Origin of the sequence: Amphritea japonica ATCC BAA-1530, assembly GCF_016592435.1 — a bacterium.
GTDB lineage: Bacteria > Pseudomonadota > Gammaproteobacteria > Pseudomonadales > Balneatricaceae > Amphritea > Amphritea japonica.
Genome location: NZ_AP014545.1, coordinates 685,415 through 702,490 on the forward strand (window position 1 = coordinate 685,415; position 17,076 = coordinate 702,490).

The window sequence follows — 17,076 nt, forward strand, 5'->3', positions numbered from 1 at the left end:
GTGACTGAGTGAGATACAGACTGGTACAACTTTGTTTATTAAGTGCCTTGTTCCTGCAGGGATGCACTCAGATTACTCAGGTCGTTCCTGAACGCTTTATCACCCCGGACAATCCTTTCTGTCGCGGGCTTTATCAACATAATGACTGGCTAGATGCTGTGGTAACAACCGAGAGTCGCTGGGGGTTACCGCTGCATATAGCATTGGCAGAACTTAATATGCCCATCGGCACTGAGGCCAGTGAATACATTAGTCCCGATTCATCTGACTGGGAAGAGTATCGCCTGGCCACGGAGAACTGGAATGGTCAGTACTCTGACATTGAAACAGCGCTGGATTTCCTCGGTTGGCATGCGCAGATGGCAGCTCAGCGAAATAATTTGACAATGGACCAGGCTGGTCAGCTTTATATTGCATCGCGAATCGGTCATGGCGGGCTACATAGAATGGAGAATGATTCGGATTTACGCTTAGTCCGTGAGTCGGTAAAGGTTGATCAACGTGCTCAACAATATCGGTCTGACCTCAAATACTGCCCACGGATCAGAGAGCGTGCAGGCAGCTTCTTTCGCTTGCCTTTTTAACCGTGATAATTCCTTGGGAGCAAGTCAGTTCAGAAACCCTGACGTCAATGATTGAGGAGTTTGTTACCCGTGATGGCACCGATTATGGTGATGTTGAGGTGGGGCTTGAGACGCGCGTTGAGCAGGTTCGGTCTAAACTAAAGCAGGGTGTTGCTGTGATTTTGTTCAGCCAGAGTACAGGGCGGTGCAATATAGTAGCACGTGATAGTTTATAAGCGCTTGGGTGTTCGTGTTATGTGCGCTTTAACTCAGTGCTGAGGGTGGCTTTATGGATCAGTTAGAACAGATTACCGCGTTAATTGCGTTGACTATGGGTGTTGGCTGGGCCAGCGGCATTAATTTATACGCTACTATTCTGATGCTCGGTGTCATGGCTAATATGGGTAACCTTCAACTTCCCGCTGAGTTAGAGATTCTGGCTGACCCCATGGTGCTGATGGCAGCAGGCTTCATGTATTGTGTTGAATTCTTTGCTGACAAAGTTCCGGGTGTGGATACCGGATGGGATACGCTGCATACCTTTATCAGGATACCTGCGGGTGCTGCTTTGGCGGCTGGTGCGGTTGGTGATATGAACGGTGCGGTAGTACTCGCAGCGGCACTGGTGGGCGGGTCGCTGTCGGCAACCAGTCATGCGCTTAAAGCAGGTGGCCGAGTGATGATTAACACTTCACCAGAGCCTGTCACTAACTGGACCGCTTCTATAACAGAAGATCTGGCAGTCTTCGGGGGGTTATGGGCTGCGTTCAACTACCCCATCGCCTTTTTGGTTGGGCTGGTACTGTTTATTGCTTTAGTGGTTTGGTTGTTGCCAAAAATCTGGCGTGGTGTAAAAAAAGTATTTGCTTTTCTGGCAGGACTTTTTGGACATAAATCTGAAACTGTACAAATAGATGAGGGGGGCGCGCTACCGCATCGGAAACCGTAGCCGCTCTCAACCCTGCAGTATCTACTGATTTATGGTGCGCGGCTATCAAGCCACTCGTTGTTGATCAATGACTGAAGTAAATCAGTGCGTGTGATAATTCCGGTAAGGTTGCCATTATCCTGGGCAATTGGAATGCAGGTGAGTTGATGTTCAACACAACTGACGGCTAGCTGACGAATATTGGTATCCGGTGTGGCGGTAATGATCTTTGTTGTGTAGCACTCTTCTATAGTGTCTTCCACAGTATGTAGCTGAGCGCCCTGAGTGCTTAAGTATTGCAGTAGTAATTTTTCTGTTACAACACCCATGAGTCTGCCGGTGCCAGAGAGCACGATTAGATGGCTTATATCAAATTGCTTCATTTTGTATAAGGCGGACTGAATCTTACTACCTTGCAATACGGCCTGTACCGGGTGTGACATGATCAGAGAGGCCGGAATATAAGAGCGAGGGTGTTCTTCTGGAGTGCTGCTACCGCTTGTTTCACTATATGCTGATGCAGCTTTTCGAGCGTTTCCTTTGCTCTGTGATCCCGCTTCCTGAAGCAGCATCTGGTCAATATGATCTTTTTCATGGTCTTTGTCGCCGCCGGCGGGTGCGGTATTGGCGGCCGCTGTCATCTGCTCCACCCCACGCGGGGTGAACATAGATTTAACCGGTGTTTGTATACGATATCCCTGATCGTAAATAACCAATGCCATAATTAACTTTCACTTTTTTCAAAGAACTATCGTTATTATATCGTCCGCCGGATCAGATTCTTGATGATGAATCGTGCCGGATTTAGTATATCAATCAGTTCCTTTTCAATGGGTAACGGCTCATTTTCGAGCATGGCTGCAATAATCTCACCACTTATTGGACCACTAATCAGCCCTTTTGATCCATGGGCCAGGTTTGCGTACAGTCCTGGATAGTGTTTTGGCGGTGTATCGATAGCCTTTTTAGCGTCATGGCGCAGTTGTGCATAGTCCTCGACAAAAGCTTCATACACGGGCACTGCGCCTATCATCGGTAACTTATCTGGTGAAGCGCAACGAAAGCCTACACGCCCTGTTAAGCTATTATCAGTATGGTATTGCTGTAGTGTATTTGCTAACTCCGGTGCCATTTCTGCAATTTTGGTGAGATTGTGCTGATGACCTGACTCGCGGATATCTGTGGCTTCGTCTTTAAGGTCGAATGTCGCACCAAAACAAAAGCGGCCCTCTTTTGATGGGGAAATATACCCTTGGCTACAGAGTACAGTGTTTAATGGGGGGGCTTGAATGTTCGACTGAGTTAGGGAAACCTGACCACGTATTTTCTGTACCGGTAGTTGTTTAAGTTGCTCAAGTAAGGTGCTGTCGGCTGCTGAAGCGACGACCACAATGCTTGCTGAGAGCGTTTGGTTCTCTTTTGTGAAGGCCGTCCAGTTGTTTTCTTTGTGCTCTAGCTTAGCAATGTGAGTCGAGGTTTTTATGGTGATGTTAGGGTGTTCTGTTAGCCATTTACACAACAGTGGCGGAGTTGCCCAGCCTGCTTCAGGAAAGAACAGGCCGCTATTGTTTACCGTGATGCCAGCAAGTTCAGAGGCTTTATCTTGCTCGACAAAGCGAACGATAGAATCGGGGTAATTACCAGAATCAGCAAGCTTTCGGTGTTTTAACCGCTCTTTTTCACTGGACGCTAACTGCAACAGGCCGCAAGGAGACCAAATATCAGGGCGGTCCGCTAAATTTTGTTTAAGGAAATTGCTGCTATAAAGAAATCCCGACAGATGAAAGCGACTCGCGGGGATAGGCTCGACGGGCAGTTTGGCGTAAAGCGCCCCTTGCCTATTCCCTGATCCTTCCGTTGCGATTGCGGAGTGCCGATCAACAAGCGTAACCTTCCAGCCTCTTTGGGCTAATGAACGCGCGGTAGAGCAACCGGCTACACCGGCGCCGATAATCAGCGCCGTTTTATCACTTGTATGTTTTGGGGGAAGTGAAAACCATGAGGGTGTCTTTTCTTTGTTGTTTGTCTGCATTGGAGTGCCTGAAAAAGTACCGGAAAGCATCTCTCGTTTGAGGCCGAAGCCGGGTTTCTTATTAATAATAAATCCTGCCTGTGTAAGCCCATCTCTGACCACCCTGGCGCAGCTAAAGGTAGCAAAAGTGGTGTTAGATTTGCTGTGGTAAGCCATCAACTGGAATAGTTCTGGAGTCCACATGCCAGGGTTCTTAGCGGGTGAAAAACCGTCTAAAAACCACGCATCGACTTTAACGTTTAACTGACGATAACAATCTACCACATCACCAAACATTAGCGTCAACACAACGCGTCCACCATCAAACCTTAACTGATGAAAACCAGAGTTGAGTTCAGGGTATTGAGTTAGAAGTTGGCCTGCTTCATGTTTAAGTTGCGGCCAGGCGGATAACGCCCGTGTCAGGTCATTTTTAGATAATGGGTATTTTTCAGCGCTAATGAAGTGAAGTGAACTTGAATTGGTTGAAGAGCTTTTCCAAAGCAACCAGGTGGTTAGAAAGTTGAGCCCGGTACCAAAGCCGGTTTCAGCGAGAGTGAATGTATTGTGCTTTAGTGAAGAGAACCTTTCTCTCAGTTTGTTACTCTTAAGAAATACATAGTCGGTTTCGGCTAGACCGTCGTCAGTGGAAAAGTAGAAGTCATTGAAATGGACTGATTTGGGGCTTTCTGAGTCCCACTCGAGCGTCGCAGAGTTATGTCTGTTCATCGGCTTCAATTTTCGTAGTTTGATATCAGGTAATGTCGTACTTTGATGCGTCAATTATATATAATGTCAAAATTTAGTGCTGATATTATAAGGTTCTGGAAGAATTCGCGATGTGGAAGACTGGGTACGAGTGAACCTTCTTTCTGAGAAGAACCGTAGCATCAGCTTTTACTTGATCGATAGCGAAATGCTAACGTCAAATTATCGGTAGTGGTAGTAAACAAATCAGCAGCAGGTGAAAACCCGAAGGAGCGCTTAAATGTGGAAGGTCCTAGGTAAGTAGATGGTGTTTTCGTGATTAATGGAATTGAGTTAAGTTTTTTTGATTCGTAAGAATGGTTTTAATAGGAAGTCACATGTTAAAGAATAAAGTTGCGTTGATTACTGGTATCACAGGGCAAGATGGCTCTTACCTTGCTGAGTTGTTATTAGAAAAAGGATATGAAGTACATGGAATTAAGCGTCGCGCTTCATCATTAAATACTGAGCGTGTTGATCATATATATCAAGATAACCACGAGAAAAATCAAAAATTCTTTCTACATTATGGTGATTTAACCGATTCATCTAATTTGACTCGAATTATTAAAGATGTTCAACCGGATGAAGTATATAACCTTGGCGCGCAGTCACATGTAGCCGTTTCTTTTGAATGCCCAGAATACACCGCTGATGTTGATGCGATGGGGACGTTACGCTTACTCGAAGCTATTCGATTCTTAGGGCTGGAAAAGAAAACAAAATTTTACCAGGCATCTACTTCTGAGTTGTACGGAGAAGTTCAAGAGATTCCGCAAAAAGAGACGACTCCGTTTCATCCGCGTTCCCCTTATGCTGTAGCAAAAATGTACGCCTACTGGATAGTGGTAAATTACCGTGAATCATACGGCATGTATGCATGTAATGGGATTTTATTTAACCATGAGTCGCCACGTCGTGGTGAAACCTTTGTTACCCGTAAAATTACCCGTGGAATCGCAAATATTTCACAAGGCTTAGAGAAGTGTTTGTATCTTGGTAATATGGACGCACTTCGTGACTGGGGCCATGCGAAAGATTATGTACGCATGCAATGGATGATGCTACAGCAAGAGACTGCTGATGATTATGTCATTGCTACAGGCAAGCAAATTTCTGTTCGTGAATTTGTCAAACTCTCCGCAAACGAAGCAGGGATTGAGCTTGAATTTACAGGAGAAGGGCTCAACGAAGTAGCAACGGTTAAAGCCATTACAGGCGAGAATGCACCTGCGCTAAAAGTAGGCGATGTTATTGTTAAAGTAGATCCGCGTTATTTCCGTCCTGCTGAAGTCGAAACATTATTAGGAGACCCATCTAAAGCAAAGGAAAAATTAGGTTGGGTGCCGCAAATTAGTGTTGAAGAAATGTGTAGCGAAATGGTTGCTAGTGATTTAGATAAAGCAAAGCAACATGCTATTTTAAAAAATCATGGCTACAACACTTCGATTACAGTTGAGTAGAAAACAATGAAGATATTACTTACTGGCGCCAATGGAATGGTCGGTAAAAATATTCTTGCAGCTGCTATTAAGCACCGTCATGAATTTTTATCACCTAGCAGCGCTGAGCTTAATTTACTCGATGGCAGCGCAGTAAATGACTACATAAGCATGCATTCTCCAGATATGGTTATCCATGCTGCAGGTATCGTTGGTGGCATTCAAGCCAACATGTCACAACCAGTTAAATTTTTAGTCGATAACATGCAAATGGGACTTAATATCCTAACGGCTTCAAATAGTTTTGGAGTGGCAAAGTTTTTAAACTTAAGTAGTTCTTGTATGTATCCACGTGATGCATGTAACCCGTTGTCAGAGGATTTAATTCTTAAAGGTGAGTTAGAGCCAACAAACGAAGGTTATGCACTCGCAAAAATAACGAGTACACGATTGTGTGAATACATAAATAAAGAAGATGGAAATCGTCAGTATAAAACGATTATTCCGTGTAACTTGTATGGCTGTTTTGATAAGTTTGACCCTAATAATTCGCATATGATTCCTGCTGTTATTAGGAAAATATCGGAAGCTAAGAGAGATGATTTATCTGAAGTTGATATATGGGGTGATGGTGAAGCGCGCCGAGAATTTATGTATGCCGAAGATCTAGCTGAGTTTGTCTTCTATGCAATAGATAATTTTAACAGAATGCCTCAGAATTTAAATGTAGGCTTGGGTAAAGATTTCAGTATTAATGAATATTATCAAGCTGTGGCAAATGTAGTGGGTTATACCGGAAAATTTAAACATGATTTAACCAAACCCGTTGGCATGAAACAAAAGCTAATTGATGATGAGAAGCTAAAAGAATTTGGTTGGACTTATAAAACTCAGTTAGAGTCCGGCATTCGGAAAACATACCAATTTTATTTAAGTGAGTACTGTAATGACTAATTATGCACTAGCGAGTAGCACTTGGAATGAGAAAGAGTATTCTGCTATTCAACGCGTGATAGAGTCCGATATGTTTACTATGGGCAAAGAAGTGGCTCAGTATGAGAAGGACTTTGCTGATTTCTTTGGTTCTAAATATGCGTTAATGGTAAGTTCAGGTTCGACAGCAAATCTGTTGATGATAGCGTCGTTATTCTTTACAAAAAATTCAAAGTTAAAATTGAACCGTGGGGATGAAATAATTGTCCCCGCTGTATCTTGGTCTACTACTTACTTTCCTCTTCAACAATATGGTTTGAAAGTTAAATTTGTTGATATAGATCGTAAAACTTTGAATATGGATTTAGATAAGCTAGAAGCAGCGATTACTGACAAAACCAGAGCGATATTGTCAGTAAATTTGTTGGGTAATCCGAATGATTATGCCCGAATGAATGAAGTAATTGCTGGCCGGGATATCTATATATTAGAGGATAACTGTGAATCAATGGGTGCAACCATTGATGGTAAACAAGCCGGTACATTCGGAGTAATGGGTACATATAGTTCCTTCTTTTCACACCATATAGCAACCATGGAAGGTGGTTGTATAGTTACGGATGATGAAGAGCTTTATCATATTTTACTTTGCATTCGAGCTCATGGTTGGACACGTAACCTGCCAAAGTTTAATGAGGTCAGTGGCGAAAAAAGTGATGATCCTTTTGAAGAGTCATTTAAGTTTATGTTACCGGGCTATAACGCACGACCATTAGAGATGAGTGGTGCGCTGGGTATTGAACAGCTTAAAAAATTGCCGGGCTTCATTGCAACCCGACGCAGCAATGCGCAGTTATTTCAAAGCTATTTTTCGGATCACCCATACATTGAGATACAGCAAGAAACTGGTTCAAGCAGTTGGTTTGGCTTTTCATTAATATTAAAAGAAAACGCACCCTATGATAGAGCTGAATTAGTCAAGTTGCTTGTCAAAAATGGAATTGAATGTCGGCCAATTGTGACTGGGAATTTTTTAAAGAATAAAGAAGTTCTAGAGTATTTTGATTATGAAGTATCGGGTTCTTTAGACGCAGCAGAATATTTAGATACACACGGACTATTTGTAGGTAATCATCAAAATGGTATAGAGAATGAAATAAAATTATTAGCTGAAGTTTTAGCATAATAGAATATTTCAGGATGTGAAAATTATAACTTATGCTTAAGATATCTATGATAATGCCGAACTATAATGGCGAGAAATTCATTACTGATTCAATTAATGCATTTCTTGCTTCTGGTTGGGCAAATAAAGAGTTGATAATTGTGGATGGTAAATCTACAGATTTATCACATTCAATCATTCGTGAGTTTTCAGAAGAAAATGAATGTATTAGATGGATAAATGAAATTGATTCAGGTATTTCTGATGCTATCAATATTGGCGTCCGCTCATGTAGTGGTGATGTGATTGGATATCTTGGGAGTGATGATCTGTTATTAAAAGAAACGCTTGAAAAAGTCTCCGAATATAAAAGCTTGTTAGATTTTGATGCGATATATTTTGATTCGTATACGTATGACTATAAGGCCGGCACAACAAGAAATAGAAAATGCCCAGATGTGGATTTTACGAAACAGAACTTATTAAAGTTTGGTTCTATAGTTGGGCTTCAGAATATATTCTTTGCAGCAAGGGTATATGATGATTATAAGTATGATGTTGAAAATAAATATAGCATGGATTATGATATTTATTTTAAAATAATAGAAAAATATCAGAATTTTGTATATATAAAAATACCCTCATCTATAAATATTTCACATGATAATGTTAGTAATTTGCTTTCTGAAAGGCAAAGGCAGGAAGCTTTTCAGGTGGCGAAAAAGAATGTAAGTTCAATTAAATGTTATTGTAATCTGTATTTTAATAGAAGAAATATAAAGCCAGCTTTAAATTATTTTTGGAAAATAAAATGATCAAGGTTTGCTATTATTTAGAAGGATATTATAACAATATAATATTTGATCTAAGTGATAAGGGGATAAATAGAGATGATTATGCATATAGTCACTATTTATTAAAGCTTAATGCTGAAGAAAAAGGTGTCAGTATCGCTACCCTTGATATAAATTCTAGGGAAAATTCGGATTATATTATTTATCATGATGTTTGTGACGATGAACTGGTGTCTGAACCTTCGAAGGTCAAAAAAATGGCTGATTTTGTTTGAGTCTTCTGTTATTTCGCCTAATAACTGGAATAGAGAAAGCCACAGATTTTTTGATAAAGTATTTACATGGAATGATGATCTTGTTGATAATAAAAAATACTTCAAAATTAATTTTTCACATAAATTCCCTAAAAAAAAGGAAGAGTATCGAGCTGGCTCAAGAGGTTTTAATAATAAAAAACTCTGTACATTAATCTCTGGAAATAAAAGAGTGAGTCATGAGCTCGAGCTCTATTCTGAGCGGGTAAAGACCATTCGTTGGTTCGAGAAGAATACAAGTGGAGGAGTATTTGAGTTTTATGGAGTAGGCTGGGATGACGTAATTACTAGAAATAGGTATGTGAATTTTCTAGTTAAAAAAATGAAAATCCTAAAATTATTTTTTTATAAATATAAAACATACAAGGGAGTTGTTGATAATAAAAAAATAACTTTATCCGGATATAAGTTTGCCATTTGCTATGAAAATGCACAGATGATACCAGGATATATAACTGAAAAGATTTTCGATTGTTTTTTTGCTGGCTGTGTTCCAGTCTATTGGGGCGCGCCAAATGTGACAGATCATATCCCCGAAGGTTGTTTTATAGATCGTAGAAAGTTTAATTCTCACGAAGAGCTTTACTTATATTTGACGGAAATGACCGAAGATCAGTATTTAGATATTCAAAAAAATATTGAATGCTATATTTTTTCTGAGAAAGCAGATCCATATAGAGCTGAAGTGTTTTCAAATACTCTCATCGGCCATATTCTAGATGAAAAATAATACTCGAGACTTTTGGGTTATTTTAATTGGTAAGGCTGCTCAAGTCTTACTTATGCTGCTGAGTTTAAAACTGTCTACATATTATTTAGATCCTTCAGTTATGGGTCAGATATACTTATTAACAACAATATATACTTTCTTTGTCTTTCTTCTTATTAGTCCTGTTGGTCAGTTTTTTAATCGTTACACTCATAAATGGTATGGAGAGAATGTTCTCTACGATCGGTTATGGCTATATTTGTTATATATAATTGTTGTTTGCATCATAGCTTCCATTGGAGCGGTAGTTATTCATAACTTGAGTGAATCAGCTAATATTTCTGTAGTGAGTTTTTCTCTATTAGTTGGTGGGCTTGTGTTAATAGTCAGTATAAATCAAACAGTTGTTCCTCTATTTAATATGCTGAACTATAGAATTTTATTTACTACGATGACGTTTTTTACTAGTTTTCTTGCGCTATGTTTTAGCCTAGTTGTTATTTACTATGTAGATAAAAGTGCATCGAGTTGGCTACTGGGTATTCTGATAGGTAATGCAGTCATCATAGTCTTTGCTGTTTATATAATGCGAAGTATTTTGTCTGCTAATGAGGTAGTTAATAATTCATTGATTAGTTTGTGTGTATTTGATCAACAAAAAATCAATAAAATAATACGGTTTTCAGTACCGGTTTCATTGGCTACGGTCTTTATGTGGGCACAGAATTCAGGATATAGAATAAGTATAGAGAAATTAATTGGCCTAGAATACTTAGGTTTTTTGGGTGTTGGTTTGGTGTTGGCGACTCAAATATTTAGTGTGGTCGAATCAATATTAATGCAGTATTATCATCCTGGTTTCTATCGTAGTATTAAAAGTGAAAGCACTGAGTTAAGGTTGGCTGCTGTCAATTCTTATCTTAATTCTACTATTCCAGTCTATTTCTCTTTGGCACTGTTTCTTACATTCTCTATTGAATATATTTTCCCCATTTTAGTCAGTGGGGACTATGCTAAAGGATATGCTTTTTGCGTATTCGGTGTTTGGATTGAGTTTTTCAGAACAGTAACCAATTCAATTAGTTCTATTGCTCACTCTGAAGTTAAAATGAAAGGATACATGTATCCCTATATATTTGGTGCGCTTGCTACCAACGCTTTGGTCTATATGGCAGCTCTTTATGTTAATGACATCAATTCAATACCGATGGCTTTAAACGTAGGTGCTTTAATAACTATGCTTTTGATGTATTTTAATATGAGAAAGATATTGCCATTTACTATAAATTTTACTCTAGTAATGATTTTTTTAATAGCTGTGCTTCCGTCCTTACTATTCTTTCTTTTATTTCCTTTCCCTCAAAATATTGATGTCTATTATATCTCTTCACTCTGTACGGGCGGAGTTCTGTTTCTTATTGGATTGTCCATGTCAGTTAAACTAGGTAAAAAAGCTAATGGTTAAAATTAAAATTATTGGTGGCTTAGGGAATCAAATGTTTCAGTATGCGGCAGCAAAGTCGTTAGCGGTTCTTAATAATACCCGAGTTTCTGCAAATGTAAGTGTTTTTAGTAATTACAAAACACACCCGTTACGTCTTAATAAGTTAAATTGTGACTGTGAGTTTGATTTTACTCGTGACTTTAGACTTGTGCTATCAGGTTTTCCTTTGTTAGGGAGCGCGTTTTCCAAAAAAAGTATGTTGCTTAATCACTACGTTGAAAAAGATCTTCTTTTTGATTCCAGTTTCTTCGATTTAGATGACAATGTGTTGTTATCTGGGTATTTTCAGTCAGAAAAGTATTTCAGTAACATAAGAGAATTGTTGATTCAAGAATTCTCATTAGATGATAGGCTTACAGAGGCTGAATTAGCAATTAATAATAAGATTGAGAGTTGTAATAGTATTGCTATACATATTCGTCGAGGAGATTATATAACTGATCTATCTGCTAATAATATTCATGGTATTTGTAGTGAGGAATACTTTGAAAAGGCATTAAATTACTTGGATAGTATAAACGTTTTGTCAGACCCTACTACTACACTGTTTATTTTTTCCGATGATATTTTGTGGTGTAAAGATAATCTGGCGTTTAAATATAGAACCGTATTTGTTGAGGGCAGTGTAGATCGGCCTGAGGTTGATATTCACCTAATGTCAAAGTGTAAGCATCAAGTCATTTCAAATAGTACTTTCAGTTGGTGGGGCGCTTGGTTAAATACGAATCTTGATAAATGTGTTATAGCTCCACTTAAATGGTTCAATTCACTACATGATTCAACGGATATTGTTCCCAAGCAATGGATGCGATTATGATAAACTATCTATTTCAGTCTATGAAAATGGCAATTGTATCGGGGGCTAAATGCTGATTCTTGGTGGTGCTGGATTCATCGGTAGCAACTTAGTAAAAGCACTGTGTGCTTCAAATGCTAATGTAAAAGTACTAAATCATGGTCCGAATAAGCTTCCTGATTATCCTACGTTAGAGTACATTCAAGGCTCAATATCGGACAAAGAAGTGTTAGGAAAGGCACTTGATGGAGTAACAACCGTATTTCATTTAATCAGCTCAACAACGCCGAGTTCATCAAATAAAGATCCCGTGGCGGATATTGAAACGAATCTTGTCAATTTGATTGGTTTGCTGGATTTAATGAAAGAGAAGAGAATTTCTAAGATTATATTTATTTCCTCCGGTGGAACAGTTTATGGTGAGCCATTGTATACACCGATTGACATTAATCATCCATTAAACCCTATTTGTTCATATGGTGTTGTCAAAGTAGCTATGGAAAATTATATCAAGATGTATGGTCATCTTTATAATATTCAATCTGTGATTCTGAGAGTGGCTAACCCTTATGGTACAGGTCAGTCTACTTTAAAGGGGCAAGGTGTAATTACTGATTTTATGTACAAGATCCAAACGAATAGGACTATCGATGTTTGGGGAGATGGGAGCTCAATAAGAGATTATATCTTTATTGATGATTTGATTTCTTTATGTATTAAAGCGAGCACCTCTGATATATATGGTACATTTAATGTCGGATCAGGATCTGGGTACTCGGTAAAACAGATCATATCATCGATTGAAAGTGTGACGGGTTTGAAAGCTACAATTAACTATATGAAACCTAGGTTGTTTGATGTAAAAAGTGTCGTCTTGGATATATCTGAAACTCAGGACAAGTTTTCATGGTCTACACAATATAACTTGATCCAAGGAATAAAAAAGTATCATGAAGAGCTGCTTGTATCAAATAACTCAGAACAATCATCGTAAGAACAAATTATTCTATCATTGGAATCTATATGTCTGATCCTATTATAAGTGTCATCCTGCCCATTTATAATGGAGAAAAGTATTTGCATGATGCTGTAGATTCTATTCTAAACCAAACATTTAGAGATTTTGAGCTGATTCTTATTGATGATGGTTCTTCAGACAGCTCGTTAAGTATTGCCCAGGAATATAAAAATAGTGATTCTAGAGTTGTTTTAATTACTCAAAAAAATGCTGGTTTGGTAGCAACTTTGAATAAAGGGATTTCTATCTCAAAGGGCCAGTATATAGCCAGAATGGATCAAGATGATATATCCATGGCCAGTAGGTTTTTTGAGCAAGTTAAAGCATTGGAAAGTGGTAGTGATATATGCGGCTGTCACTTCTTGGTAATCGATGAGTCGAGTAGATTAATAGATTCATTTGTTATGCCACGTACTGATGAGTCTATTCTCGCTGTGTTAAGTCAGGGGCCTCCTTTTGCTCATGGTTCGGTAATGTTTAAGCGTTCATTTTGGGATGCTCATAAGCTTAGTTATTCTGTTAGCAAGTATCCGCATGCAGAGGATTATTTTCTATGGGCACGTTTCTATGAATGTGGTGCTAAGTTTAGTAATGTTGATGATTTTCTGTTTAAATATCGTGTTTTCCCGTATTCATTATCAAAAGTAAATATGAGGGCAAATAAAAAGGATGCTTATTCAATATCCAAATTTGTTATCAGAAATAACAAAGATAAGCTGTTAGAATCATTGTGTGTCGATTTTAATACCTTTACCCCCTTCGAACAGGAGCGTAGTTGCACTGCTCTACTATGCCTGTTTTTTATGTTTAAGTTTGATCGAAAATTATGTTTTCTTAAACAGTTTCCATTCAGAATAATGTTGGTGTCTATTTTTAGATCTATTCAAATAGTTCTCAAGGGTTGAGTGGTTCAGTTGTTTTAATGTTTACTTTGAAAGTGTTTTAAATGAAATTATCTATTGTTGTTCCAACATATAATTCTAAAAGCTCAATTGTTAATACGTTGGAAAGTATTTCGAAGCAAAAAAAACATGGCTTTCTTGTTGAGGTAATTGTCGTTGATGATGCCAGTGAAGATGGTTCTATTGATGTCATATGCTCATACATTGATAACTATACAGGTGAATTAGTATTTAGATTGTTGAAAAATGAATTTAATCAAGGGGTTTCGAAATCTAGAAACGTTGGTATGGATAATAGTACTGGAGATTATGTTGTCTTTCTGGACTCGGATGATCGATTTCATGAAAGTAAATTAGCTATAATTGAACCTCTGTTAGCCAATAATTCAATTGATTTTCTGTTTCATTCATTTAGTCATGAGGATTCAGTGGTAAATAAGGCTTCTCATTTATCGTTAGTTAAGTTAAATATATTTTTCCCTTTTTTAAACCTGATTAAGAATGTAATTTGTACTCCCTGCGTCGTTGTGAAAAATGTCAAGGATTATCGGTTTAACGAATCAATGACTCATATGGAAGATCTTGAACTCTGGACTTCGATTATGTTGAAGCCTAAAGTTAATGTCTATCGACTAAAAGAAAAGTTGACCATTCTCGGACATGTGGCTAATGAAGGGGATGGGCTTTCCTCAAATCGTTCCGCGATGAGAAATATGGAGTTAGTAATGTTCTTATCCTTGGCAAATAAATTCATATCAGTTAAGTTATTGTTGCCAGTTTATTATCTAATGCATAAAATCAAGTCTATCCTTAAAGATTGAATGTTTGAGGTCTAAAGATTACTTAGAGGACTTTTCTTCGGTTAGAGTCATTTTTTATAATGATTATGTGATAACGGATGCGATTTTATATAGAAGTATTAGTGTTTCTTTTGGGTTTTTATTAAGGTTTATGATAATGAATCATATGTACATCTCTATTGTTTCTCATGGAAATGATGATGATATAATTGATAATTTTAATCTGAAAGAAATTAACTCTCTTTCTAATGTTACTGTCATTATTCGGGATAATCTATCTAGTCAGAGGTTGAGTGAATATTGTTCCACTCATGGTTTTGAATACAATTCCTCTGATTTATGTCTCGGGTTTGGTTCTAATAATAATATTAATTTTAAAGTTTCTCGTGATCTTGGTATGAGTCACAATGATTGGTTTGTTGTATGTAATCCTGATCTAAATATATCTGAGAGTATGATTAATAACTTACTTTCTCGCGTTAATAGTCAATCTGGTAAGATCTATTCAATTAATCTTTTCTTTGATAAAGAGTTTTCTGTTATGGAATATTCATTGAGAAAATTTCCAACGTTTCTTTCCTTTTTTAACGTTTTAAAAGGTAGGTCTTTCACTGATTCGTACGAAAAGGCTGAACTACAAGATGGTTCAATAGTCGATTGGGCTGCAGGTTCATTCTTAGTTTTTAATGCTGATCTTTATGAGAATTTAGGTGGGTTTGATGAAAAGTATTTTATGTATTTTGAAGATGTAGATATCTGTTATAGAGCTAAGAAAATTTTTTTTCAGGATGTTGTTTATTTGAGAAATGTTGTAGCAATTCATCAAGGTGGCTATAAGAACCGTAATATTTTTTCACAACATTTTAGATGGTATTTTATTAGTCTGTTTAGATTTTTATTTAAAAGTACATTTGGATTAATGAAATGAGAATTTTGTTAACTGGGTCTACAGGATTCCTAGGTAGCGCCCTACAAGATGAATTAGTTATTAGAGATGTTGAATTAGTTACAATTGGTCGCGACAAAGAGAAACTAAAGAATCATGATTACATTTATACAGAAAATATTACTTCGGAATCTCAGTTCAATCTAGATCTTCATAAATGTGATGTGGCTATTCATTGTGCTGCCCGTGTTCACGTTATGAACGAAAGCAGTATCAATCCTCTTGATGAGTTTCGTAAAGTGAATGTTTACGGAACCCTGGCTTTAGCCCAACAAGCTGCGGCTTCAGGTATTAAGCGTTTTATATTCATTAGCTCAATTAAAGTTAATGGTGAATCTACTAGTCATATACCTGCCTTCAATGAGCGCTCTGCACTTGTGCCAGAAGACCCGTATTCTCTTTCTAAAAAAGAAGCTGAAGATGGTTTGCAAAAAATATCACGTGATACCGGTATGGAAGTCGTTATACTACGACCTCCACTTGTCTATGGACCGGGGGTAAAGGCTAATTTTTATAACTTATTGAAATTAGCAAATACGGGATTACCGTTACCTTTTGGCGTTGTGCATAACTTGCGAAGTATGATCTACGTAGGTAATTTGGTTGATTTTATTTTGAGATGTATTGATCATCCAGCGGCGGCAAATGAAACGTTTTTACTTTCAGATCGAAGGGATATGTCGCTTGCAGAATTGTTAATTTTATTACGTAAAACTATGGGAAGACCTACTCGGCTGGTGCCCGTTCCTATTTGTGTGTTTCGTATAGCAGGTTTTATTACAGGTAAAGGTGCCTATATCGATCGTTTGGTAGGGTCGTTACAGATTGATGGCACTAAGTCGCAAGAGTTATTAGATTGGCAGCCGCCATTCACGGTTGAACAAGGCATTAAGGCGACAACTGACTATTTTTTAAAGGATAAATAGTAATATGCTACGTATGCTAGATGTTTCTTTTGCATTACTGGGGCTTTTTTTTGGTTTCCCTGTGTTATTGCTTATTTATATCATTGGTTTGTTTGATACTGGTTCTCCTCTTTTTCGCCAAGAAAGGATGGGGCGCTTTCAAAAGCCTTTCGTTTTAATTAAGTTCCGTACTATGGCGCTGGATACTGAGTCTGTAGCGACGCATTTGGCTTCTCGTGATTCCGTTACAAAATTTGGTAACTTTCTTCGTCGGTCAAAATTAGATGAACTTCCGCAACTGTGGAATGTGTTGAAAGGTGAGATGAGTCTGGTCGGCCCGCGCCCGGGATTACTTACTCAGAACAAGTTGATTCTAGAACGTGATAAACTAGGTATTTATGAAGCTCGTCCCGGTATTACTGGAATGGCTCAGGTTAATAAAATTGATATGTCGACTCCTGAGCTGTTAGCTAAATTTGACCAAAAAATGATAATGTCTATGTCACCTAAAAACTATTTCAGGTATCTGTTCCTGACGTTACTTGGCCATGGTTCTGGCGATAGAATTCAATGATATTATAGTTTATAGATTGGGGTTT

19 protein-coding genes are annotated in these 17,076 nt (G+C 38.1%); 17 read left to right on the forward strand and 2 right to left on the reverse strand.

The window, feature by feature from the left end:
• Window positions 1-8: 8 nt before the first annotated feature.
• Genes AMJAP_RS03180 through AMJAP_RS03190 form a run of 3 tightly spaced genes read left to right on the forward strand, consistent with a single transcriptional unit; the run spans window position 9 to window position 1,512 of the window.
• A complete protein-coding gene (locus AMJAP_RS03180) occupies window positions 9-584 on the forward strand; it encodes a transglycosylase SLT domain-containing protein (RefSeq protein WP_019622937.1) in 576 nt (191 codons plus the stop codon).
• Window positions 585-586: 2 nt separating this feature from the next.
• Window positions 587-799: a YheU family protein gene (locus AMJAP_RS03185; protein ID WP_026340239.1), complete on the forward strand. Its 213-nt coding sequence runs from the start codon at window positions 587-589 to the stop codon at window positions 797-799.
• 53 nt (window positions 800-852) lie between these two features.
• Window positions 853-1,512 (forward strand): DUF4126 domain-containing protein, encoded by a 660-nt coding sequence (locus AMJAP_RS03190; RefSeq protein WP_019622935.1) that lies wholly within the window; start codon window positions 853-855, stop codon window positions 1,510-1,512.
• Window positions 1,513-1,541: 29 nt separating this feature from the next.
• On the opposite strand, the gene AMJAP_RS03195 is transcribed toward AMJAP_RS03190, so the two are convergent.
• Together AMJAP_RS03195 and mnmC are read right to left on the reverse strand one after the other, a co-directional pair.
• Window positions 1,542-2,213: a CBS domain-containing protein gene (locus tag AMJAP_RS03195; protein WP_019622934.1), complete on the reverse strand. Its 672-nt coding sequence runs from the start codon at window positions 2,211-2,213 to the stop codon at window positions 1,542-1,544.
• 35 nt (window positions 2,214-2,248) lie between these two features.
• Window positions 2,249-4,231, reverse strand: a complete 1,983-nt coding sequence (mnmC, locus tag AMJAP_RS03200; protein WP_019622933.1) for a bifunctional tRNA (5-methylaminomethyl-2-thiouridine)(34)-methyltransferase MnmC2/FAD-dependent 5-carboxymethylaminomethyl-2-thiouridine(34) oxidoreductase MnmC1 — start codon at window positions 4,229-4,231, stop codon at window positions 2,249-2,251.
• A 356-nt stretch (window positions 4,232-4,587) separates the two neighbouring features.
• Between mnmC and gmd the strand changes: the two genes are divergently transcribed.
• The 14 genes from gmd to AMJAP_RS03270 all read left to right on the forward strand — a co-directional run bounded on the left by gmd (window position 4,588) and on the right by AMJAP_RS03270 (window position 17,051).
• Window positions 4,588-5,712, forward strand: a complete 1,125-nt coding sequence (gene gmd / locus AMJAP_RS03205) for a GDP-mannose 4,6-dehydratase (protein ID WP_019622932.1) — start codon at window positions 4,588-4,590, stop codon at window positions 5,710-5,712.
• A 6-nt stretch (window positions 5,713-5,718) separates the two neighbouring features.
• Entirely contained in the window at window positions 5,719-6,645 is a 927-nt protein-coding gene (locus AMJAP_RS03210) for a GDP-L-fucose synthase family protein (protein ID WP_026340238.1), read from the forward strand.
• Window positions 6,638-7,810 (forward strand): DegT/DnrJ/EryC1/StrS family aminotransferase, encoded by a 1,173-nt coding sequence (locus AMJAP_RS03215; RefSeq protein ID WP_019622930.1) that lies wholly within the window; start codon window positions 6,638-6,640, stop codon window positions 7,808-7,810. Before AMJAP_RS03210 ends, AMJAP_RS03215 begins: the two co-directional genes overlap by 8 nt.
• Before the next feature lie 53 nt (window positions 7,811-7,863).
• A complete protein-coding gene (locus AMJAP_RS03220; RefSeq protein WP_169336969.1) occupies window positions 7,864-8,604 on the forward strand; it encodes a glycosyltransferase in 741 nt (246 codons plus the stop codon).
• Window positions 8,601-8,858, forward strand: coding sequence for a hypothetical protein (locus AMJAP_RS03225; RefSeq protein ID WP_201356404.1), 258 nt, complete (start codon window positions 8,601-8,603; stop codon window positions 8,856-8,858). Before AMJAP_RS03220 ends, AMJAP_RS03225 begins: the two co-directional genes overlap by 4 nt.
• Window positions 8,851-9,627 carry a glycosyltransferase family 10 domain-containing protein gene (locus tag AMJAP_RS03230; protein WP_201356405.1) on the forward strand — a complete coding sequence of 259 codons (777 nt, stop codon included), beginning with the start codon at window positions 8,851-8,853 and terminating at the stop codon, window positions 9,625-9,627. Before AMJAP_RS03225 ends, AMJAP_RS03230 begins: the two co-directional genes overlap by 8 nt.
• A complete protein-coding gene (locus AMJAP_RS03235; RefSeq protein WP_019622927.1) occupies window positions 9,617-11,071 on the forward strand; it encodes a lipopolysaccharide biosynthesis protein in 1,455 nt (484 codons plus the stop codon). Before AMJAP_RS03230 ends, AMJAP_RS03235 begins: the two co-directional genes overlap by 11 nt.
• Window positions 11,064-11,927 carry an alpha-1,2-fucosyltransferase gene (locus AMJAP_RS03240; protein WP_019622926.1) on the forward strand — a complete coding sequence of 288 codons (864 nt, stop codon included), beginning with the start codon at window positions 11,064-11,066 and terminating at the stop codon, window positions 11,925-11,927. Before AMJAP_RS03235 ends, AMJAP_RS03240 begins: the two co-directional genes overlap by 8 nt.
• A 49-nt stretch (window positions 11,928-11,976) precedes the next feature.
• Entirely contained in the window at window positions 11,977-12,900 is a 924-nt protein-coding gene (locus AMJAP_RS03245) for an NAD-dependent epimerase/dehydratase family protein (protein WP_019622925.1), read from the forward strand.
• Window positions 12,901-12,929: 29 nt separating this feature from the next.
• Window positions 12,930-13,829, forward strand: coding sequence for a glycosyltransferase (locus AMJAP_RS03250; RefSeq protein WP_019622924.1), 900 nt, complete (start codon window positions 12,930-12,932; stop codon window positions 13,827-13,829).
• Window positions 13,830-13,870: 41 nt separating this feature from the next.
• Complete coding sequence (locus tag AMJAP_RS03255; RefSeq protein WP_019622923.1) at window positions 13,871-14,647, forward strand: glycosyltransferase family 2 protein; 777 nt, start codon at window positions 13,871-13,873, stop codon at window positions 14,645-14,647.
• 136 nt (window positions 14,648-14,783) lie between these two features.
• A complete protein-coding gene (locus AMJAP_RS03260; protein ID WP_019622922.1) occupies window positions 14,784-15,554 on the forward strand; it encodes a glycosyltransferase in 771 nt (256 codons plus the stop codon).
• Entirely contained in the window at window positions 15,551-16,498 is a 948-nt protein-coding gene (locus AMJAP_RS03265; protein ID WP_019622921.1) for a UDP-glucose 4-epimerase family protein, read from the forward strand. The genes AMJAP_RS03260 and AMJAP_RS03265 overlap by 4 nt, the downstream gene beginning before the upstream one ends.
• 4 nt (window positions 16,499-16,502) lie before the next feature.
• Window positions 16,503-17,051 (forward strand): sugar transferase, encoded by a 549-nt coding sequence (locus AMJAP_RS03270; protein ID WP_019622920.1) that lies wholly within the window; start codon window positions 16,503-16,505, stop codon window positions 17,049-17,051.
• Window positions 17,052-17,076 lie beyond the last annotated feature (25 nt).